We start from the raw sequence: 22,884 nt of genomic DNA, 5'->3' as shown, positions 1-22,884 counted from the left end.
TGTAAGGAACCCCCGCTGGGGCGGTATTTTGGTACCGTTCCGGCGGGGGTTTCTGCATGCCCGGCTGATCTTTCGTGGGCGGGGTAGCGCACGCTGTTTCCTGGCTATATGCTGTGGATTCCCTAGATGTGCGGCCTGTATCCGGGAGGGACAGAGGCGGCTTTACTAGACTGGAAATATAGAGGTTCCCGGCGCTCACCGGGCGGTACCCATACGGTTACCGCGGGGGAGCGAAGCAGGGAGCGCACGCACCTCCACAGGCAAACAAATACAAGCAAGCGAATACAGGCGGGCGAAGAAGCCCAGCGATTGAGCTTAGCCGCCCGCGAGTAGCCCAGAACCACCTCGGCAGCTCGTGAAAACGGTAACTCATAAATATGGAATCCAAGGAGGGAAAGAATGACCGTAAACGCTCAAATGCTCTTTGACGAAAAAGACTACACCGGAACATACCCGTACGTTGCCGATGGCGTGATCGGGCCCTACACACCCGCAAACCGGGACCACCCCGCCTACTCGGCACCCGCCCCGGGCGTGAGGTACACGCCGAATGCTTACAAGGTGTCAAACCTGCGCCCCTACCTGGGCTACTACTACGCCTGCCAAAACTACATGATTCTCGCCTCCGAACCGGCAGTTCTGAGGATCGACAATATCAGCGAAGAAATGTTCTTCCCCGCCATTCAGGACCTCTACGAAGAGGGTAAAGGCTGGGTCATCACGCCTGCCTCTAAGGTTCTGACCATGAACCTTCTGGAAGGGCAGCCGCGCCTCATCGACGAGACGCTAAAAATTGTGGAATGGAACGTGCGGTTCGATATTCTTCCCGAAGTTCAGGTGTACCGCAAAGACACAAACCAGGTGTACCCCATCACCGACTTTGATACGCGCGGCCTGATCCGAGACGGTGCAATACACGGGACTCTACGCACACAATTCACGAATGAGTGGAGGCCCGTCCAATTCATCCCAGAAAATAGTTTGAGCTAGGGGAGGGGAGAGCAACATGACGAATAACTTTGGTGGACCCGGATACGGCGGACCCGGATACAACGAGCAACGAGCGCTCATGAGGTCTATGATTTCTCGCGCCAAGTTTATACGAGCTGGCGTGTTCGCCGGCGCCGCCCTCGTCGCGATAGCGTTTGGCTGGGGCACTCAACTGCTCAACGGGACAGGCTCGGAGTCCCAGGCCGATAAGAAGCGTGACCAGGAATTTGTGCGCCTGGAACCCACGGAGAAGTACGATGAGCTCCGTACCTTGGGACCTTCCTCCGGGCCTCTCGTCTATACGGCGTTTGAGCGTAAGGGGCGCTTCATTCCTGCCACCGAGGTGCAGGCGGCGCAGAACGTGCCGTACCCTATTCAGCAACCCGGAATGGATAACTACGACCGCGCCGGCTTGTACGCGTTCTTGGCGTACTTCTTTGCGTCGATGAATTACTTCTACCACACGGGCGATACTGAGCCTCTTTCCAAGGTCACGGACCCCGAAAAGGTGCTGCACCCCGAAATTCTTCGCCTGTACAGGGAGAAGCGCGGTTGGGTTATTTCGGCTGATAAGAATGTGCTGAGCGCCAATGTTGCTGATGATCTTATCGCGGGTGAAAAGGCTAAAAATACGAGCCGAAATATTCTGGTGAGCACCCTGTACACGACTAAGGCTAAGGACCTTGCGTTTTATGTTAAGGAGACGGGGGAGAAGCAGGATATTCGCAAATATTTGAAGTATCTGGGGCGTTTCTCGCTGGCTGTGGAGCATCTGCGCGGGCAGTGGGTGATTGTTGTTGACCGCGACGGCTACAGCAACCGCAACACCTACGAGCCGATCTACCCGCAAGGATTCGGGCAGCTGTAGTTTCTCTAAAAACCCCCGCCGGGCAGTACTTTCGGTACTGCGCTGGCGGGGGTTTCTTGCTGGACTTTCCCGGTGGGCTCTTCGCGGCTGGCTATGGGAGGTGGAAGTAGAGGGAGGTGGAATCCGTCCTACTGAGTTCGTGTGCCGCGGGCGCGTGTGTTACCTTGAAGGGTGTGTGATTCTCACTGTCACCGAGAGGGAACACACATGCAACGAATGTGGGCGAGGAAGCTCGTTCACTGTCACATCAACTTCCGGAAGTAAATATATGGGTAACGTCCACGCTAATACTGAAGCTGTTCCTTTTGACTTTGAGAGCGCTGAGGCTCTCAAAACGCATTTGACGCATCTAACTCAGGTAATTGAGCATCAGCTCCCTGCCCGCTATGGCGCCGATGGTACTTGTGGTGCCGCTCAGCTCGCTCTGGAGGGGTTCACCGGTGGCTATGCACGAGTGTATAGAGCAAAGCTTGCTTCGTCATTTGCGCTGTTGCGAGAGTTTAAAGAGTGCTTTAGCAATGCAGCTCGTAATATGGAGACTTACATTCGTGCTGCCCGCGAGGAAGAACGCATCCGCCGAGAGATTACTGAATGGGAGAAGCTCAACGAACGTAATGAGATGATCAAACAACGTAAGGAGATGCTTTCTGAAGCATCAAAGGGGAGGGAATTCTCTCCCGGGCATTTGATGACGCCAAGTTCTGAAGAACTCGTTGAGCTTCCCCCTCGTCCTATGCCTTCCCACCCCCCGCATTTTGAGGTCTACACGCCCCGCCCTGTAGCTGACCCCTTCACTGGTGCTCAGGGTAACTCAGTTTCTTCAGGAGTTTCTCAAAGTGCTCTCGGACAGTTTGCCGAGGCAAACTCTTCTGCACAGGGTACTCAGCATTTGAATACCCAGATTGCGCTTGCTTCTGGTGGATCTACGGTTTCTATCGTGCCGCACAATGCGTATCAGCATCGTCAGGTCACTCTTTCTATGAATGCTGAACTTGGTCAGGCGCAGCTTCGCGTTGCATCCACCTATGCTCAGTTCCGTTCGAATACTTCATGGGGAACTTTTAACGCTGACTCTTTGATTGCTGCGTTGCATACCTGGATTGAGGATGTCGATGCAGATGTCCATTGGCTGGGTAAGCTTGCTCAAACGATGTTTGATGTCGCAAGTCGTGGCTACTTGGAAAAACCGGCTATTGAACATCACGAAGAACTTTCAGGGCCTGGGGCAAGGGCTCAAATTAGCCTCGACATGAACCTTCTGAATGAGCTGATGCATGATGACATTCCTATGCATCACCTACTGCAGGTTCCCGGCATGAGTATTACCGGTGTAAATATCTCATCCGGCTACGCAAATGACCCCGTGAACGTTGCAACCGGTAACTTCATTGAAAGTGAAGTTGACCTTCGCTCTCATGTAAACCCTGTGTTGCGTCTTGAGCGCACCTACAACAGTGTTCTCGCTGCCCTCCCGAATACCCCTCGTGGCGCTTTTGGTAAGGGCTGGTCAAGCATGCTGGATAGCCGACTTGAGCAAAACTCAGACAGCATCTCATGGCACACTGCCGATGGCCGTGAACTCGTTTTTGAACGTGATACGAACTCGGCTAGCGGGTATGCACGAACTTCCAATGCTCCTTACTGGTTGGAGAAGGTAACCGAGTCGGCTCTAGACGTGGCACCTACACATAACGTGGATTCAGCCTCTGCGCCCTTCGAAGAAAATACCGAAGGACAAGAGGCCCTTTGTCGCGCCCTATACTCTGCTGTGAATAAAGCGGTCAAGTTTGCCCATCGTTTACTGCCGTCATCCTTTGAAGTAGCAGAATCGTCTGAACCCAGTTACTACTGGTCTGTTACTAACCATTCTGGTAGCCGTTATTTGTACGCTCCTTCGGGTGAATTGGTTGCTTACATGGAGGGGCACCCCAGCTCAGCTGTAGTTGCTCTTTACAACCGTGGCCCAAAGGCTAAAGCTGATGGGGAATTCGTAGCTCAGCGACCGAGCGCCTTGATTCAGCCTCTTAGCGCGCAGGGCATTATTTTCAGCTATGACGCACAGGATTTTGTATCTGCTGCATCTCTCGTCAACTTCAGCGAAGGCTCCTCTGAAGAACATTCATCAGCACAGGTCGAAAGCCAGCTGAACGATGTGCGCTATATTTACAATTCTGCTGGCGTACTTTGTGAAGTTCAGCGACCTGATGGTATCCGCCGTTATGAACAGACGGAGGATAACCTTATCCACCGTGTCTGGAATGAAACGGGATATTGCGAGGTTGAGAATAGCTATGACGCTGATGGCCGCATCGTAGCCCAGAAAACTGAGCACGGTCGAAATATTAGCTACCGCTATGAGCACGGTCTAATGACCGTGATTGAAGATTCCGGAACCGGTGAGCACGCTAATATTTGGCGATCAAACGAACACGGTCAGATTGTTTCCCTCGTGGCTGGCGACGGAAGTCGCCAGTCCATGCGATACAACTCCTACGGTTACCGCACCTACATCTGTGAGCGTGACGGATCTGTGACTCATCGTAGCTACGATGAACGCGCTCGCCTTGTCTCGGAAAATACTCCGGAAAGTGCAGTCCACCGTTATACGTGGGATGAGTACGACCGTATGATTGCCCACCGAATTATGAATAAGAATCGGCGTGCAGGCACCCTCACCGAAACACGCTATACCTACTCCCAGAACCCGCTGGACCCTAATCCCCTGACTATTACCCGTAACGGAGGCGATACAACTTATCTTGAATGGGACAATGCCGGCCATTGCACCGCCGTCGCTGATGAATCAGGATTCAAGCAGCACTTTACCTACAATGACCGTGGGCAGCTTCTGAGCTCCACGGACTCTAGTGGTGCGCAAACGCAGTATTCGTATGATGCTGCTGGTAACCTGAGCTCAGTAACTAATCCTCTCGGCAATACCCAGTATTTTGAGTGGGATGCGAGTGGACGACTCAGCACGGTGGTCGACGCGATGGGTGCTCGTTGGGGTTTGTCTTATGCAGAAGCAGCTCAGAACGCTACGCCGAACTCCGAGCAGCACTTGACAGCGCTGACCGACCCTGAAGGTAACATCACTACTTTTGAATACTCAGCTGGTCACCTAAGCGCTGTGATTGACCCTATGGGTAACCGAACCAGCGTCGAACGCGACACCTGGGGCAACGTTATCTCCATGACTGATGCCGCAGAAGCCAAGACCCATTATGAATACGACGAACTTTCGCAGCTCGTCGCTATCATTGACCCCTGCGGGGCTCGTACCGAGTACGAATATTCTCTAACTGGCGACCTGAGTCGCATGGTGGACGCTACTGGTGTAGCTTTGAGCATTACCCACTCGCGCTCTCACGGTGAGTATTCAATGCGAGTTGAGGGCGCGCCTGGTAACTACGCCGTTGTAACCGATGCCCTGGGACGAGTTGTCTCTGCATCAAATTCTCTGATGACTATGGTACCGGGGCTGGGTCCCGCTGGGTCTTTGCGCTCTAACTCTTCTCTTGCGGGGCTTGCTTCAGCAGGTAAGCAGCCTTCTGAGCGTCCTGCGGGTCCTTGGGCGTCGTGGAGCTTGGTGCAGCCGGAACTTCGTGTTCCCACTATTTTGGGTTCCCTCGATAACGTATCGCGAGGCGATAGCGCCCTTACTGCTGCTCATCTTCCGTCTGTTATGACGATGTTTGAGAACCGCCAGGATATGGCGGCTCTCTTTGGGGTGCCCGTTCCTAAATTGAATATTCCGGATGCCTCTATCCTTCTCAACTCTTCCTCTGATAGTTCTGCACAGGCTGGATATAACACTCACGGTCAGATTGCTCAGATTAGCTCTGCCGATGGAGGGGCAATTAGCTTCGAGTACGATGCTCAGGGACGTATGAGTCGTAGCATCAGTGCAGCTGGTCGAGAGACTTTCTTTGAATATGACGTGGCGGGCCGTTGTACCAGCCAGAAAGCCCTCAAGAAAACGAGCGAGCTCGATACTGACGAAGGTTACTTGGAAACTATCTTTACCTATGATGCTGCAGGTCGCCTGTTGGAGAAGACCATTAGGGATTCTGCAGATGCTTCAACTGCCTCGTTGCGTCTTGTGCAGTACACCTACGATGCTGCTGGCCGACGCATTAAAGAAGATACGGGGGAGAAGGTCACCTGCTACAGCTACACTTCACGTGGACTTATTGCACATATTGAAGATAGTGTTGAAGGTACTCGTTCTTTCTCATACGATGCGGCAGGTCGCCTTGTTGGCGTTGATGACGCTTTGGGTGGTACCTCCCGTTGTGAGTATGACGCGCTCGCACGTCCTCTGCGCTGGATTACGCCTGCGGGTATCGTAACGAGCTATGAATGGGACGCGGCGGGCCGTCTTCTGCGTGAAGAACGCTCGGGCACAAGTTTTACGGTTGAAAGCGCGGCAGATTCTCTCGTGCGTACTTTCTCCTACGATGCTGCAGGACGTCTTCTTAGTATGAATGACGGTGAACGTATCCGTTCGTTTGAGTACGATTACGCTCGCGGGGGTGTGCTCCGTTCGGTCACTGTTAACGGTGAACTCCAGGGAACTTTTGAATATTCCTTGATGAATGGACGTGGCTCTCAGCAGGGCACGTTGAAGGTTTCGGTAAATGATGCAAAGGCAGAGCATATTTATGAGTACTCTGCATCTGGCAGGTTGATGAGCCGTACTCGCGTACCCCATGGTGATATGAACATGAAGCGCATTTCAAGTACGGTATCTATTGCTGATCACACCACGGGTATTCTTCGTGCCCCGGACGCGAACCAGCGTACTCTCCATGCCTTGCAAGCGTTTAAGCAGCGCGGTGAGTACACGCTGAACTATACCTACGACGCTGACGGCGTTCTGGCAATGAGTAGCAACCCGTACGGTTCGGTCCACTGGATGCGTGACGGAGCCGGACGAGTGCGCCATACCCAGTCCAAGGACGCCTTCGCTCGTACCAGGGAGATGGAATTTACCCATGCTCCGTGTGGTTCCCTAACTTCGGTGCGTACAGATGATAGTCATGCAGTGTGGGAACTCGATCCTGCCAAGAATATTCCCGTCGGATACAAGGTAGAGCGTACCGGTACCGGTGAGTTGGGAACTGGTACTGCACCTGTAAGTACGTTTGTTGCTCATGTGCAACGTAACGCTTCTTCTCAGGTTGCTGTTTGCACGCTTGAAGACGCAGGAAATAAGTCTGAGGCACACACTATGAAGTATCGCTATGATGCTTCTGGTGCTCTCATCTCTGTATCGGACGGTACTCAGGAACGAACCTGGACCTACGAAAACGGCATGATGGTCGCCGAGGCATTGTATAAGCACAATTGTGAGCAGGGAAATAACGCCCTGTTGCAGGAACGCGCCTTCAGCCATAATTCAATTGGTCTACTCAGCGCTGTTTCTGAGGTGCAGTATGGTGCCGATGGGACTGTGCAGAATCGTTCTCGAACTGAATATTTCTATAACGCTGCCGGCGAGCGCGTCCGTGAGGTGACCACGGACGAGCTGACTGGACAGCGCAGTGAGCGTACCCTTGGATGGGATGCCATGGGACAGGTGAATGCTATTCGCTGGGACAGTGAAGAGTGGGAGCTACACCATGATATGACTGGTGAGCTTGCCTCCGTGCATGCTAATACTACGGTTGATGTCCCCAATGCATCTATGCCTTTGATGTGGGACGCTGTCTCATCCGTACCTATGGTGCTGGGTGTGGGTGGAATGAGTGCAGGTTCTGTGCTGGAGAATATGTCTTCTGAAGAGGAACTGGGCTATGGCTTGGGCTGGTCTATGTCTTCTAACCCGTGGGAAAGTGACGTAGCTGCTGTTCCTGCTGTTCCTGGTCTTGGCACGGTTAGTGCTGGTCCGGCAGCTTCCTCAGTCAATGTTGCTGGTCTTGATTTCATGGGTTTCCGTGTGGCTGATGCTGGCGTGCGCCGTTTTGTGTCCACCGATGCCTTGAGCTCGGTGCCGGGTATTGTGCACGGTACGGATGTGAACTCTTTTGCGGGCTGGAACCCTATTTCTCTAGCTGACCCGTGGGGTTTGCGTCCGATGTCGGTGAGGGAGTTTAGGGACTATCAGGTTCGAAAAACAGAGAAGAAAAATCATGATACATCTGAGATTATTAACGCGCTAAAGTATAATGCTGGTGGCCCAATGCTGTTTATATTGGGGATGAATTATTATTCACCATATTCCCTCTTTGGATTTTATAATTACATTAATAAAGATCCAAAGATTGAGGATTTGAATGTTCAGCGGCAACATGGGCATAGTGGGGATATTCCTCCTGTTCCTCCGCAAAATATTCATCAAGTGGCGCAACGCATGAATTCAGTTAATGACAATAAACATGTTAAAGACATGGAGAATTCTCAAGGAAACGCAGGGTACTCAGCCGTTCAAATTGACGTTTATGACGGGAAGAAGCCTGATGGTTCGAAGGAGAAGGTAGCATATGTTTATATTCCCGGCACCGATTTTGATATTCCGGTAAAAGATGGTGAGATTGGCTCTATAGGAAATAATCTTGGTCTGGCTGGTAATATCTCTGATAAACCTGTTAATGATTTGTCGCCGTATCATCGAATGGTGGAAGAAGCAATGCGTAAGGCAGAACTGGATGATGTGGATCGTGTTGTAATGGTTGGACATTCTCAGGGTGGTGCTGTGGCGTATTCACTTGCCAATAATAAGGAATTTAATAGTAAATATAAGGTATCTAATGTTGTAACCTACGGTGCACCGACCAGCAATCTTGAGGGACAACGAGATGATCTTGACCATCACTTTAACTATGTGGCTGTTGTGAACGAGAATGATGTGGTTCCTGGCCTAACACCTGGAAAGCAATACGGCGAGCCCGCAAATCGTGTACATGTCGTTGAAAGTGATAAAGCTAGTGGGGGCATGGATTCTCACGGTATGGATATTTATGTCGATGCTACTCAGCGTTATGTTGCTAGTGGCTACGGTGATGATGAAGGCGTTGATATCGATGCACAGGCGTACAGTGCACAACAAGAAGCGCAAGGAGTAGAAGAAGGAACTGGACTATATACCGGTAGAAATACTTCTAAGAGTACTCGTTTCGATCGTGTGATACGAGAAGCCCTTCGGGGATAAAGATATGTTTTAGGAAGGAGAGGAAATGACTGTCGACCCGGAGTGGACTAAAAAATTCTTCAACCAAGAGGACTATAGGGGAGCATACCATCTTGTCGATACTGACATGATTGGAATTTATACCCCGGCAGACCAACAGCACCCTGCATATTCTGCGCCGCCGCCAGACTACAGCTATACGTTTACTAAATTTCTAACGTCCGCTGATTTGGAATTCTATAATATCTATTATTATCAATGCCAAAACTATATGCTTTTGGCATCCGATTCGCGTCGCCTCGAATATGCAATGACCGCCGAAGAACTATTCTTTCCCGCCATCCAAGATATCTTTGACGACGGAAAAGGGTGGGTCATCACCCCCAACCAACAAATCTTGACCATGCACATTCTCGAAGCACAACCGCGCATCCACAACGAAGAACAAAAAATCTTCGACTGGAACGTCAAATTCGACATCCTTCCCGAAGCAAAAGTTTTCCGGAAAGATGCCGGGCAGCTACAGCCCATCGCCGAATTCGACACGCGCGGACTCCTTCGCGACGGAGCAATCTACGGTACCTTGCGCTCGCGTTTCCTCGATCCCGGGTGGGATATTCACTTCATTCCCGAAAAGGAGGCATAACAATGGAGCCCCAACGTAAGGAGCAGGAGACGAGCGCCCAGCAGAACTCCTCCCAGGAAGCTCATCCGGTATCTTCTGGTCAGCTACTTGCTCATCAGTCGGAGCCGCGAAAGCCCCGTTTTTCTCGTCGTACCCTCGCAATAGGGGGCGTGGGAGTCCTCGGCGCTCTCTTCGTTGGTCGACAGGCCGGTATCCTCGCCACCAATGAGGAAAAGCAAGAAGTTCGTCTTCTCAAGCGAGATAGGGCACTAATCGCTCTAGAACCTGAAGAGAAGTTTGACGCTGGTTACGTAGACCGTGGAAGCGCAGCGGGGTTTATGGTGTACACCGCCTACGAACGCAGCGGAAGGTACGTGCCCGCCACTGAAGAGCATGCAGCCCAGAATGTGCCGTACCCCGTTCTGCAGCCGGGAATGAATGAGTATAACCGCGGTGGTTTCTATATTTTTCAGGCGTACTTTTATGCCGCCCTGAACTATTTCTACTACACGGGAGATACCAAACCGCTCTCTGAAGTGATCAACCCCGAAGAGATTATTTCCCCTGAGCTTCTTCGACTCTACCGGGAAAACCGCGGCTGGCTTATTGCTAATCAGGACGTGTACCGTGTACAGGTCACGATTCCCGGTATCGGTAGACGCCAAAAAAACAGTCGCAATATCAGCGAATACCAGGCAAGGCGACGTATTCGTGATGAGGCTGTCTTCTACGTGCCCCAAACGGGGGAGAAGCTACCCATCGATAAGTTCTTGAAGACCGGTGAGGAAGAGTACGCTTTCCTTTGCGCGGAGCACCTGCGCGGTCGTTGGGTGCTGGTGGAAGACGATAAGGACGCCACGCCGCTGTACCCTCCGGGATTCTCCCTCGAAGGGCTAGAGGTATAAGACCCGCCTTCCAGGTATTCGCACGACATCACCGATAACCACACCACACCAACCACACTAGGAGATATATGGAACAGACGCCCCAGAACCCCGGAGCACCCGCACAGGATAGCGCCATGCAAGCTAGCACCGTGCAGGGTAGCCCCTTGCCGGAGAATACTGCGCAGAGTAATGCTGTACAGGAAAGTACCGTGCAGAACAACGCTGCAGAAAACACCGCGGTAGATGCTACTGCGGCACCTGCCGCAACCACCCTCCAGAGCCCCGCGCAAGACCCCGTAGCAGGCACCGCCTCCACGGCTCCCGCCGAGGCGGTAGCACCCGCGCCCGCAGAGCCTAAGCGCATGGGCCTCTACTCGCTTATCTGCCTCCCCACCGGCGGATTCACGGCCTTCTTCATTGCAAATAGTCCCTACCTCTGGATGTACTACGCCTATTGGGAATCTTCCTCGATAGCAACGGCTACTCTCATCATTTCGTTTGTTGTTTTGCTGTGTGTCTGCTTCACCTACTGTGCTCTTGCGGCGCTCATCGTTGAGAAGATCGCTACCCGAAAGCTGCCTTGGGGTCGTTCCCTCGCCATAAGTGCGCGCGCTACCGCGCTTCTTGTGATTGTTTTGACGATTGTCTTTTTCTGCTACACCTCGTACCTTCTCCGAGGCGGCTACTAACACACCGTAGACAAACATCACCGGCAGAATACCGGCAGGGTAGAGCCCCCTAAGCTCCACCCTGCCGGTACTTCGTATCCGGGGTTCCGCGCAATCAGCGAACGCGGGGTGAGAATAGTCAAGGCACAGCATAAAACCGCGCCGAACCAGTGAAAATATGCCGCCAACCCTCTAAAATAGAAAAGGAAAATTCCGAACAACAACCCCGCCCGGCATACCGCGCGGGAAAGCTAAGGAGCGAACTATGTCGCGTAAGCCCCTCATCGCAGGCAACTGGAAGATGAACCTCAACCACGCAGAGGCAGTCACCCTCGTCCAGAAGCTCGCATGGACCCTCGACGACGCAAACTTCAACTTCTCCGCAACCGAAGTAGCCGTCTTCCCGCCCTTCACCGACATCCGCTCCGTGCAGACCCTCGTCGAAGGCGACAAGCTGGACATCCTCTACGGCGGCCAGGACCTCTCCGTCCACGACTCCGGCGCATACACCGGCGAAATCTCCGGCGCATTCCTCTCCAAGCTCGGCGCAACCTTCGTGCTCGTCGGCCACTCCGAGCGCCGCACCTACCACCACGAAAGCGACGAGCTGTGCGCGGCAAAGGTCCAGGCAGCATACAAGCACGGCCTGACCCCCGTCCTCTGCGTCGGTGAGCCCCTCGAAATCCGCGAAGCAGGCACCCACGTCGAGTACACCCTCGAGCAGCTGCGCGGCTCCATCGCAGGTCTGACCGCAGAGCAGGCAGAAACCCTCGTCATCGCATACGAGCCCGTCTGGGCAATCGGCACCGGCAAGGTCGCAACCGCAGACGACGCACAGGAAATGTCCGCAGCAATCCGCGCAGAAATCGCTAAGCTCTACTCCGCAGACGTTGCAGAGAAGGTCCGCGTTCTCTACGGCGGCTCCGTCAAGTCCTCCTCCGCACCCTCCATCATGGGCAAGGAAGACGTGGACGGCGTGCTCGTCGGTGGCGCATCCCTGCAGGCTGACGAATTCGCAGCAATCGCACGCTTCGACGCATAAAACCCCGACGCACCACAGCGTCTCATAGCGTTACAGCGCCCGGCGGGTACCCACCCGACCGGGCGCTGAACCATTAAACCGCCACCGAGTTAGCGGCGGGGGGCAAGAGACGAGCGTAGGAAGGCTGGTGTATGACTCAGGTGTAAGAGCCGGGCGCGTTCGCCCCTAACCGCAAAACCCGCCCAGAATACGCCGACCCCGCGGTTCGCCCCGTACACTTAACGGCATGTTCAGCTTTGGTTTTTCTCTGGTCGTCGCAGCCCTCGTCGGCATGATCCTCTACAGCTACCTGCGCAACCGCAAAGTGAGTGCCCCGCGCCTACCCGGCAATGACGGCGGCAACATCGGCTACGCAGGCGGCGCAGAATACCAGGAACCCTCGCCCGAATACCAGTACTTCGAGAGCCGCCGAGAAGCATTCCTCGACCAGCTCTACAGCCGTACCTCCTCACCGGAAATCCCCGTGACCCTCACCCTGCGCGACTGGGTTGACCAGGGCTTCTACGCCGGAGGAGGCGCCTACTGGGCAGCCGCGCAGCAGTTCACCTACTACCTCATCGACGGCGGGTACGTGCGCGCCTACGACACTGAGGGCGATGAGCTCACCGCCCAGCGCGTGCTCACCGACCGGCCCGCGGCCCTGCAGCTGACCCCCAGCGAGTACCAGCGCCGCACCAACCGCGCCGCGTAAAAAGCCGCCTCAACGTGACCGAATGGCGGCTGTAGCGTATAGTTAAACCCGTCTGTCTGCGCCCCGCAGCCCAGGCACCCCACCAGAAGACAACGAAGGAAGGTCCCCATGGACGTCATCATGAACGTACTCATGGTCATCATTGCCATCACCAGCGTGATCGCAGTGATGCTTGTGCTGCTCAACCGCGGTCAGGGCGGCGGCCTCTCCGACATGTTCGGTGGCGGTATGACCAACTCCCTGAACTCCTCCGGTATGGCGTCGAAGAACCTGATTCGCCTGACCGTGACCGTAATCGTCATCTGGGTTATCGCAGTGGTCCTGTACGGCCTGGCCCTGCGCTTCAACGGCCAGATTGTGGTCTAGTCAGAGCCTCTCATCAGAGCCCACGCCCACCCCACCGAGGGTGAGCCAATAGAGCTTCTCCCCGGCACTTCTCAACCGAGAATGCCGGGGATTTTTTATGCACCAAACGGCAATGACGAAAGCGGTAGCGGGGCGCGAATCTTTACGGCATGATAGGACATATACACCACATACGAAAGGCAAAGAAGCCATGAGCGCCTACACCCTCGACTACACGTACACCGCCCCGTCAGCCCTCATCGACGGCGCCGACTCCCGCGCGCTCAGCCTCGCCACCAGCGGCGGCAGCACCCCTGAAGGTGCCGCCTCCCACCCGTACTTCTTCTCCGGGTTCCTCGAACGAGCAGACGTCTACGCCACCGCATTACTGGTCGTCGCCAGGGTCGCCCGCACCCGCTTCTACGTGCCGCCCAGCTCCCTCGCCGGAGCCCTACGCGCCGCAGACCCCGTCGTCACCAGCACCGCCGAAGGCCTGCGCTTCGAATCGTTCAGCGCCTGCTGCGGAGTGTATGCGCGCCTTGACGTTGACTCCAGCGCACTTGACGCCAGCCACAGTGCCGTAGGCGTCACCAACGTAGACGTCAACCCGCCCCTGCGCGCCGCGCTCGCCTCCCTCAGGGCAGGGGAGCCCATCCACCTGAACGTCGGCGACGACGGGCTACTCACCACCACCCTTGACGGCTCCGTCATGGAAGAAAAAGTGCCGCTACCCATCCGCTGGCTCAAAGGCTTTGCAGAAACGCAGATGCTCTCATCCCGCATGAGCCCCGTGCACAGCCTGGACGCTGCCGCCGCCCGAACCTTCATCCACTCCCTGCCGCGCAACTCCAGCACCAAGGCGGTCCTGTGGGCAACCCGTGCCGTGCGGTCCCTGCGCCTCGCCACCCGCGCCACCGCCGGATCCGTATGCGTGGCGGGCCCCGAGCGTCTGCGCGTGCTTGAGCCGCTCATCCGCCACATTCAGCGCCTGGACGCCTACAGTGAGCCCGTGACCGCCGGTAACGCGCCCGTGCCCAGCGTGTGGGTGGCGCACCTGCCCGGCGCGCGCCTGAGCATTGGTCTGAGCCCCGAAAAGTCACGCGGGTTCTCCGGTGAGGGATCCGTGCTGCAGGCGCTGTCTAACCCGAATACCGCCCAGAACGCCGACATGCTCAGCGTGCTGCTCTCCTTCGAGCCGCGCATTGACGTGCCCGTCATGTCTGCCCGCGCTGGACTGGATGAGGCGGCAACCCGTGACGCCCTCGCCCTCCTGGCTTCCTCCGGTCAGGTTGGTTTTGACGCGCATGCTGGCGAGTATTTCCACCGCCCGCTGCCCGTGCATCCGGAGGCGCTGACCGCCATGCACCCGCGCCTGGTCGGCGCGAAAAAGCTTGCCGACTCCGGCGCTATTGAGCGGGTCGGGGCGGGGGAGCACGGCACCGGCGAGTACAGTGTGCGCAGCGGCGCGAACACGTACACCGTGGTGCTGCCCGCCGACCCGTACGCCGTGGAGGGGTACCTCTGTTCCTGCCCCTGGTGGTTGAAGTACCGCGGTACGCGCGGCCCCTGCAAGCACGCACTGGCGGTCAGTATTCTCTACCGCGAACACGCCGCCGGCTAGACACACCACGTACCGCGCTAAACTCTTGCGGCGAAAATCTGAGCCGCACAATTTCTGCCGCGAGAGTTCCTTTCAGCTTCCTTCCGAAAGACCACCATGAGCAAACGCCCCGAAACGCACACCTTCCCCGAAGGTGTTATCACCGAGCCGCTCCCCGGTGAAGTCATTTACCCGCTCCTCAGGCAACAGAAAACCTGGAGCGACATCATGCACTTCAACCGCAACCTCGCCAACATTTTGGCGGTCGGCGGCACCCTCGAACAGATTTACCGCCGCTGGCAGTACTTCGACATTGTCACCACCCCCTACGGCTCCCAGCTCGGTAAAAACACGCCTGGAACCGTTACACAGGACCGCGTCAAAGCCTACGCAGAGTTCGGCTGGTTCACCGGAAGCGTTGCGATGCGCCTAGCTGAGCTCTACGGCGGGGCGCGCCTCGAACACAACGAGGAATACTACACCGCCCTCATCAACTGCGACCGCGAGCTGATCCTCCCGTTGCTGCGCGAGGATAAGCAGCTCCGCGAAGAACTCATCTGGGGCATGCTCGCCGTTGAAGGCAACCGGGACGTATCCCTCACCCAGCGCGACTCCTACAAGCCCGCGCAGAAGGTCAACAGCCCCGGCTGGTCCTGCGCCCTCATCGAAGCCACCGAAACCGGGCTGATTAGCCGTGACCGTCTCATTGATGCGCTCCTGAGCTCCCTCATGAGCGACTTCCCTGCGTACCGGGTTGGCTGGTTCTCACGCCTGGTCACCGGACTCAAACTCACCGCCGAAGAAATCGCGGCACGTCAGAGCGAATTTCTGACGCTTTTCTCCTCGCCCATCGGCCCGAGCGTAACCCTCGGCGTGCAGCATATTCACCGTCTCTGGACCAAAAACCCGCAGGCGCTGGATGCCACCGCCTTCGCCTACGCGGCACCCGCCGTATGCGCCGGAACCAAGGCAAACGCACTCAAAATCCTAACCATGCTCCAGGCGCTGTACCGTGCGGGCACCCTCGACGCTGCCGCCTGCGAAGATGCGGTAGTTATGGCACTCAGCCACACCCACGCGCAGGTGCAGGCAGCCGCCCTCAAACACCTTGAAGAATGGGTGCAAGCGGGTGCCGCAGACAATGCGAGCGCCGACGCTGTTGTGTTCGCTGAGCGTGCCCGCGAACTCTACCGCGACTACCGCTCCCAGCTGGATCCGCTCGTTGTGGCTCAGATTCAGGGCTCGCCGCTCCTCGAAGATGGGTACAGCCCGGAGAATAGCCGGGGGAGCGGCACGGAAGACGCAGCCCTCACTGAAGCTGCTGACATTGAGGCCGCCGCCGCGGAGGCGCTCGCCGCCTCCCGCGCCGTAATCCACCGGTACTGGGACACCCCCGTGCGCCCCGTGACCGCATCTGACGTGCAAGAACGCGCCCGTGCGCTCCTGCACCACCAGGTCGCGCCCTGCGCCACCCTCGATACGCTCAATGAAGCAGACCAGCCCGAAACGCACGCCGGATGCGAGCTGGAACTGGAACTGCTCACCGCCTACCTGCTCAGCGCCGACGGCACCGCGCAGAGTCCGAACCTGCTCGAACAGCTTGTTCCTATCTGCCTGAAAAAGCTGAACCACTGGGGTCTGGAATGGTTCGACATGCGCGCACACATAACGGTTCTAGCCGCCGCCGGGAAGCTACGTGAGCGCCCGAAAGCATCGGAGATGACCCAGAGGGAAGACCCCGGTACGGTGCCGAACCTGCACTACATGTACTCCCGCCACGCCGCGTTCTTCGGCACCGGATTCAAGGACGCCCTCGGCGCGCTGAAGAGCAGGCAGAGCTACACGCCGCTCGCCACCTCCGAACTGTTCGGCGGGTGGGTGCATCCGGATACCCTGGTGCGCCGGTACGCCAAGAACCTGGCTGATGGAGCCCCCATCCTGCGTCAGGATTTCACGGCGGCGCTACTGCGTGTGCGCGTGCCGGAGGTGCTGCCTCCGTACGCTACCGACGAGCAGCGACAGGATGCTGAGCACCGCCGGGATGAGGCGCTGACCCTGCTTGAAAGCCTCGAAGAGCAATACGTGAAGAACGCTCAGGAGGACGCTCCGCGCTCTGCTCCTACACAGATTCGCGTGCTCCGCTCCGCCCTCGACGGCACCCTCGCCACCGGGCGCATCAACCCCTACCTGGAATCCATCACGGTAGCCCAGCGGGAAAAAAGCTGGGGCCTTCAGCTGAACGGGGTGGCGCACGGCGCATCCACCCCCGAGCTGAACGCTTTCCGCGGCCTCGCCACCGCCCACCACAGCGAAGAAGGACAGTACGCCCTGCTCTATCCCTCACGGGCAGAACCGCTGGCTTTCTACTGCGCTAGTAGCAACTGGTACATCTTGGATCACAGCGCCTTCGACCGGAGCCTGTATTTGGCTTTGGCGGCGCACCCCGGCGCATGGGGTCCCGCATGCGCCTTCGTGTTTGCCGCGGGCTTCTCGGAGCAGCGCGTTGAGATTCGTTCCCTCGCCGTGGAAATCATGCACCGCGTGCTGGACGACCAGCTCAGCCTTGAGGATGCCACCGCAGGCTTCGTGAACTTTGTGCCGCTGGCGATGCTGAACCGTTGGGCGCTCGCCCTCACCGACTTCGCCCAGCTGGATGCACGGGCGGCGGTGCGCTTCTTCGCGCGCCTCATACCGCACCTGGATACCGGGGCGAACTCGCTCGGCAAGCTACTGGGTGCTTTCAGCCAGGCGCTGGCGACTCTCGACCCTGCCACCCGTGCGGAGCTCGTGGATGAGTCGCTGCGTGCCTGGTTGGGTACGCTGACTGGTTCTTCGCAGAAGGCGCGGTACGCCCGGAATATCCTCAACCAGGTGCAGGGCTAACCGTTCAACCGGTCCCCGTTCAACACTTCCGTTCAACTCTTCACAACCATTCACCATCAACTCTGAAAGCAGGTACCAATGACTGATACCGCCCAGCCGCATAACCCTAACGAATGCAGCGCCGGTGAGCACAACGCAGGTGAGCGCACCCTCGAAGAGCGCCGCGCCGCCCTCAAAGCACTCATGGCGGCAGAATCAACTGACGTGCAGGAATACCACGCCGTCATCAGCGGCTCCACCGAGGAGGAGCGCGCCTCCCTCGCCCGAACCCTCACCCCCAAGAGCGTGATCGGTAGCGACCACATTAACCGCACCCCGCTTGCCGCCTACGTTGCTGGGGCGCTCGTGCGCACCCCCGACGGTGACCCGTGGGAATACCACCGCTCCGCCGGACGAACCATGCGCACCCTTCTCTGGGAAGGGCGCCCGGATCAGCAGCTGATTGACGCGTTCCTGCTCGGCGCTTCTGAACGCCCCGAGGAGTGGATTCTGCGTTTTATTGAGGGCCTCCCGAACTCTTGGGCGCGCTCGAAGAAAATTTGGGAAACCTGCTACACGCTGCTTCGCGCCCGCAATCTGAGCTGCGATGCCCCCGAATACCTGGTCCTTTTCCTGCACGAGGCCCTGCCCTGCGTGAAGAAGGACAGCGCCAGCAACCACGCCCAGCTCAAAACCTTCTTCACCCGTGACATGACCCTGCTCGACCAGGAGTTCTGGGCGGTCTTCCGCACCGAGGGGGTGCTCTTCAAGGGCTACGGCAACTACATGGGTGAAAGCGCGGAACTGTGCCGCCTCATGGGCGAATACTTCGACATTCGCGACGAGATTCTGGACGCCCTGCTACGTGGCCTGACCAGCGATTTCAGCGCATTCAACTCGGCTGCGTTCCACTCCGTCTACACCGATCTGCAGCCCACCGACGCAGAAAACCGGGCACGCTTCGGGCAGCTCATGGCTGTCCTCACCGCAGAGCCCAGTGCCTCCGTCGGATTCGCTCAGACCATGCTGCAGAACGTGCTCAAAGCCTGCGCACCCGCCGCCCTGCAGAAGACCCCCGATCTGCAGCCCCTCGAACAGGTCGACCTGGAACAGCTCATCGACGCACTCGGCGCGAACCTCTACCGCACCGAAAAGAAGATTCAGCGCGGCGCCCTGCGCCTGCTCAAGCTCATCGCCACCCAGTACGCTGGTTTGAGTAAAGCCAAGCGTAAGAAGGCGCAAACCGCCGAGCAGGTGGCGCTCGCCAACTATGTTGCTGACCGCGTCCTCGAAGCCTACGAGGTGCTACCCCTGGAACTGCGCGGTGCCGCGGAAGCCTGCCTGCCCGAAGACCGCCTGCCCCAGGCGGAAGAGGCGGAGGCGGCGGGCGCCTCCGTAGAGGTGCCGCCGGTGCTGTTGCCCGGCACCCCGCACCATGAGCCGTTCACCCCCATCGCGGACGTGAACGAGTTCTGCGCCCTGCTGATCGAGGAATCGAACGCCCATCTCGGTCAAATCGTGGGGGCCGAACTCCCCGTTGCGAGGGGAGAGAACCTGGCTCGTCTTTACCACTTTGCGGCGACCGACAAGCTGGCACCGGCGGATCAGCAGCAGCTTCGTACCCTGCGCAAGATTTCCAGCGAATATTACTACAACAACGTCGCGTGTATGCCTGCGCTGTGCGCCGTGTTGGATACTAACGCCGAGGCCATGGGATGCAATTCCTGGGAGCTATCCGAGCTGACGCCGCTCCTGCAGTATTCCGACCGTAGTGAGATGGTTGCACGAGCTCGCCCGAGTAACGCGCTCCTGAGCAAGGAAGAGATGATACGTCTGACTATTCAGAATAAACACCATCTCTGGAATGCTGACTACAAGCCGTTGAAGGGATACCGCGACCTCTATGAGATCTTCCGTGAGCAGATGCGTGCCGTCGCCGCCGGGGGAGAGTACCACACGGAAGGACGCACGGTGCGTCTGCTGAGCGCCCCGCTACCCGCCCGTCAGCTGACCTACAGCGACTGGACTTATCGCACTGTTTCTGGCATGGATATGCCCTGGAGCGGCTTCAACCGCGGTCTCGACAATGATCGAGTCTGGGAATACCAGGAGGCCAGCAGGTCGGGTCGTCTCCGCGAGGCAGGCTTCGAAAACTTTAACGTTGAGGAATTCGTGAAGTACCAGCCCATGTGGCAGGTCAAGGGCGACATCGTGGATACCGTAGATGAGGCACGCGAGGCGCTGAGCCACGCAACCGCTGGCATGAGTCCCGAGGAGGCTATCGCCTACGAAGCTCTTAACACCGCGTTCATTCCCTTCGTATATTTGCTGAATCTCGATAGCGTCGATGGGTGGCGGGGCGACTATATTATCGTGCTCACCGAGTGGTCCTCCTGGCTACTTCAGAACAACCCGGACCTGCTCTCTGCATACTTCCTGTTCGCCGCTTCGCAGTGCATTGAGGAGAAGACCGTCACCCCCGTTCCCGTACTCATGCGTGCGTTGAGGGAGTCTACCGTGCAGGTGGGCGCCCCGACCTGCACTCTGCTCGGCTATGTGGCGAGCGCGAAGAATCCTGAGTACCGTCTGGCGGCGGCAGAGGCCATTGCGGCGCTCTTTGAGGCGGGCCTGCTGGATGCGTCAACCTTCGCAGAGACCCTGAAGTGGGCTCTGGAGGACGGGATGGTTCTTCCGAACCGCCTGGTGGCGACCCTGCGTGAGGTGTCGGGTATCGGTGTTCTGGCGGGTTGGCGTGTGCTGCAGGTTCTGCGTCTGCTGCTGCCGATGGTCGGTGAGCTGACGAAGGGCGGCGACTATGTGCGCCTGGCGGTGGAGCTTGCCGAACTGTACGGCACGCCGGTTGAGATTCCCGCCGTCCTGGAGCCGAAGATGAAGGGCTCTACCGTGCTGGCGAAAGCACTACGCGCCCTGGCTGCCATGCCTGCCCGCAAGACGGAGGAGGCGCTTGCCGCCCGCGAGGCAGCGCTCGCGCTACTGGGGGAGAACGGTGCCTAATCCTGTGCCTGAAAGCGTGCATCCTGCGGCGCCTGCGTGGAGCGCTGAATACCTGCAGGAGTTCCTGTGGCGCATTGTGCCGGGTCGTTCCATGCGCTCTATGGATGATGAGGTGATTGCCGAGTTTTTCAGGGAGCATCCGGAACACTGGGAAAAAATCTGGGCGCTGTTTACCGTGGAGGGCGCCATGCCCTCGAATGGTCTAGCACTCTGGTTTATTTATGATGCGCAGCTGACTATTTGCGGTCATGATTTGCTGGTGTATTTGGCGGAGCATTTTCCGCAGTATCGAGCCCGGATTGAGCAGGAGTGCGTTCAGGCGTTGCTGCGTGATTATGCGCCGCAGAACGCCCGCGTTTTCTCGCGTTCCTTTGAGGCTCTGACGGCGGTTCCGAAGGGGCTGCGCGGTGCTGAACGTAAGCAGGCTTTGGCGGCTCAGGCGCAATCCTATGCTCGGCACGGTGCGCTGATTCCGGCGTTGTTGGCTTCGCCGGTGGCGACCACGGCTACTGTGGGCGCGCAGATGCTGCAGAGTGTTCTGCAGGTCTGCGCGCCGTCTGGCGGTTCTGCCCCTGCCGGTCAGGTGCCGCTGACTGCTGGTGAGCTTCAAGCCCTGGTGGCGGAGGCGCTACCTGCCGCCGCGCAGCTGCTGTTCCGGCGTGAGAAGAAGCTGATGACTGCCGGTTTGAAGGTGCTTGAGTTGAGTGTTCGGGTGGTGCCGGAACGTACCGGGGAGGTGTCTGCTTACGCGCAGGATGCTGTGGAGGTTCTTCCTCTAGAGCTGCGCGATCGCGCCCAGAAGCTGTGCCCTGACACTGCGCCTGCACAGCCTAGTTCGATTCAGCCTGGCTCGGCTCAGCCCGCTTCCACCCAGCCTGCAACAGATCAGCCGCCCTGTAGCGTGCAGATCCCGGATGTCCCTGCCCTTGGGCTCTCAGCCTCGGAGGTGAACGCCGCCCTCAACGCGGCGCCTCAGGCTGGGCGCGCCTCCGAAGCTACCCGGGATGCTATTCGCAATGACCGGGACTGCGAAGAGCTGCTGTTCGCCCTCTACCACCTCAACGAGAGGGAGCAGTCTGTCCGCCGCATCCCGGCGTTGCTGAGCTACCTGCACCGGGCGCATCAGGAGGGGCGAATCATTGAGTTCAGTCCCGCTTTTCAGAAGCATCTGCGCCGCTACCTGAGCCGTACCTGGCATGACGTTTGCGACCAATTGCGCTACCTCGCCTACCGGCTGCTGGTCCAGCATGTGCACGCCGCAGACCCTGACCCGCAGGCAGCACTCACCGAGCACACGGGTCGTTTTCAGGGTGCTGATTTTCACTTCAAGGGGTACCCACGCAAGGGTAGCGAATATTGGGCGTACCGGTCGCCGACGGCGCTGTTCCACGAGCAGCTTCGCGTTGCGTTCGGGGATCAGCCCTATAGTAGCGAGGGCGCGGCTGGGCAGGGCTTTGCGCCTCTGCTGGCTGAGCCGCTACCTGCGGTGGAGCGTTCTTTTGAGCGTACGGTGATTCGTCTCAAGTCGTACCGTGAGGCGCTTCCGAAGGTTCTGCACGGCGAGTATGAGGTGAATGATTCTACCTATGAGCTGTGGCAGGTGCCGGGGGAGGAGCCAGCCACGGAGTGGAGCACGTTCACGGCGGCGGCATACGCGGTGGCTGGTGCCTGTGCGGAGTATCCGGGGCGTTCCCTGGAACATACCGAGGTGCCGTCTGTTGCCCTAGTATGCGGCTGGTACGCCTGGGCGATGCGCCACAACCCGGACCTTCTGGCGGCGCAGTATAAGCCGCTGCTGAGCGTGTATCAGTTCTCTCGTCTTCACGGTTTTGAGGAGGTTATGCAGACGCTCGGTGCGGCGGAGCGTGCTCTGGGTGTGCCATCGTATAACTTCCTGGCGTGGGCTTCTGTGGCGAGCGCGAAGAACCCCGAGTACCGTCTGGCGGCGGCAGAGGCCATTGCGGCACTCTTTGAGGCGGGCCTGCTGGATGTATCCACCTTCGCGGAGACCCTGAAGTGGGCTCTGGAGGACGGGATGGTTCTTCCGAACCGCCTGGTGGCGACCCTGCGTGAGGTGTCGGCTATTAGTCCGCTGGCGGGTTGGCGTGTGCTGCAGGTTCTGCGCCTGCTGCTGCCGATGGTCGGTGAGCTGACGAAGG

Annotated in this window: 13 protein-coding genes; all 13 read left to right on the top strand. The window is 57.8% G+C overall.

Annotation, left to right across the window (positions count from 1 at the left end):
* Positions 1–399: 399 nt before the first annotated feature.
* Positions 400–990 (top strand): DUF6318 family protein, encoded by a 591-nt coding sequence (locus HMPREF2919_RS05355; RefSeq protein ID WP_070666679.1) that lies wholly within the window; start codon positions 400–402, stop codon positions 988–990.
* Positions 991–1,006: 16 nt separating this feature from the next.
* Positions 1,007–1,858 carry a DUF6318 family protein gene (locus HMPREF2919_RS05350; protein WP_070666675.1) on the top strand — a complete coding sequence of 284 codons (852 nt, stop codon included), beginning with the start codon at positions 1,007–1,009 and terminating at the stop codon, positions 1,856–1,858.
* A 268-nt stretch (positions 1,859–2,126) separates the two neighbouring features.
* Positions 2,127–9,011 carry a DUF6531 domain-containing protein gene (locus HMPREF2919_RS05345; protein WP_246824052.1) on the top strand — a complete coding sequence of 2,295 codons (6,885 nt, stop codon included), beginning with the start codon at positions 2,127–2,129 and terminating at the stop codon, positions 9,009–9,011.
* A gap of 25 nt (positions 9,012–9,036) precedes the next feature.
* On the top strand, positions 9,037–9,636 hold the full coding sequence (locus HMPREF2919_RS05340) for a DUF6318 family protein (RefSeq protein ID WP_049349697.1): 600 nt from the start codon (positions 9,037–9,039) through the stop codon (positions 9,634–9,636).
* 2 nt (positions 9,637–9,638) lie between these two features.
* The gene (locus tag HMPREF2919_RS05335; protein WP_049349696.1) at positions 9,639–10,520 is read left to right on the top strand and encodes a DUF6318 family protein; all 882 of its coding nucleotides are present in this window, start codon (positions 9,639–9,641) and stop codon (positions 10,518–10,520) included.
* Between the two features lie 68 nt (positions 10,521–10,588).
* The gene (locus tag HMPREF2919_RS05330; protein WP_049349694.1) at positions 10,589–11,191 is read left to right on the top strand and encodes a G-protein coupled receptor family protein; all 603 of its coding nucleotides are present in this window, start codon (positions 10,589–10,591) and stop codon (positions 11,189–11,191) included.
* A 244-nt stretch (positions 11,192–11,435) separates the two neighbouring features.
* Positions 11,436–12,212 (top strand): triose-phosphate isomerase, encoded by a 777-nt coding sequence (gene tpiA, locus HMPREF2919_RS05325; protein WP_005509126.1) that lies wholly within the window; start codon positions 11,436–11,438, stop codon positions 12,210–12,212.
* 226 nt (positions 12,213–12,438) lie between these two features.
* Entirely contained in the window at positions 12,439–12,903 is a 465-nt protein-coding gene (locus tag HMPREF2919_RS05320) for a hypothetical protein (protein WP_049349692.1), read from the top strand.
* A gap of 108 nt (positions 12,904–13,011) precedes the next feature.
* Positions 13,012–13,269: a preprotein translocase subunit SecG gene (gene secG, locus HMPREF2919_RS05315; RefSeq protein WP_012903590.1), complete on the top strand. Its 258-nt coding sequence runs from the start codon at positions 13,012–13,014 to the stop codon at positions 13,267–13,269.
* A gap of 190 nt (positions 13,270–13,459) precedes the next feature.
* The gene (locus HMPREF2919_RS05310) at positions 13,460–14,869 is read left to right on the top strand and encodes an SWIM zinc finger family protein (RefSeq protein WP_049349690.1); all 1,410 of its coding nucleotides are present in this window, start codon (positions 13,460–13,462) and stop codon (positions 14,867–14,869) included.
* A 96-nt stretch (positions 14,870–14,965) separates the two neighbouring features.
* Positions 14,966–17,731, top strand: coding sequence for a DUF6493 family protein (locus HMPREF2919_RS05305; RefSeq protein WP_070666669.1), 2,766 nt, complete (start codon positions 14,966–14,968; stop codon positions 17,729–17,731).
* Positions 17,732–17,809: 78 nt separating this feature from the next.
* Positions 17,810–20,725: an endonuclease gene (locus HMPREF2919_RS05300; RefSeq protein ID WP_070666666.1), complete on the top strand. Its 2,916-nt coding sequence runs from the start codon at positions 17,810–17,812 to the stop codon at positions 20,723–20,725.
* Positions 20,718–22,884, top strand: a 2,167-nt coding sequence (locus HMPREF2919_RS05295; RefSeq protein ID WP_070666663.1) for a hypothetical protein, incomplete at its 3' end; no start/stop codon positions are given. The genes HMPREF2919_RS05300 and HMPREF2919_RS05295, both read left to right, overlap by 8 nt.

The sequence above is a fragment of the Rothia sp. HMSC068E02 genome, from assembly GCF_001813565.1.
GTDB lineage: Bacteria > Actinomycetota > Actinomycetes > Actinomycetales > Micrococcaceae > Rothia.
The sequence above is the reverse complement of the archived record's forward strand: the minus strand, read 5'-3'. Positions and strand labels throughout refer to the sequence as shown.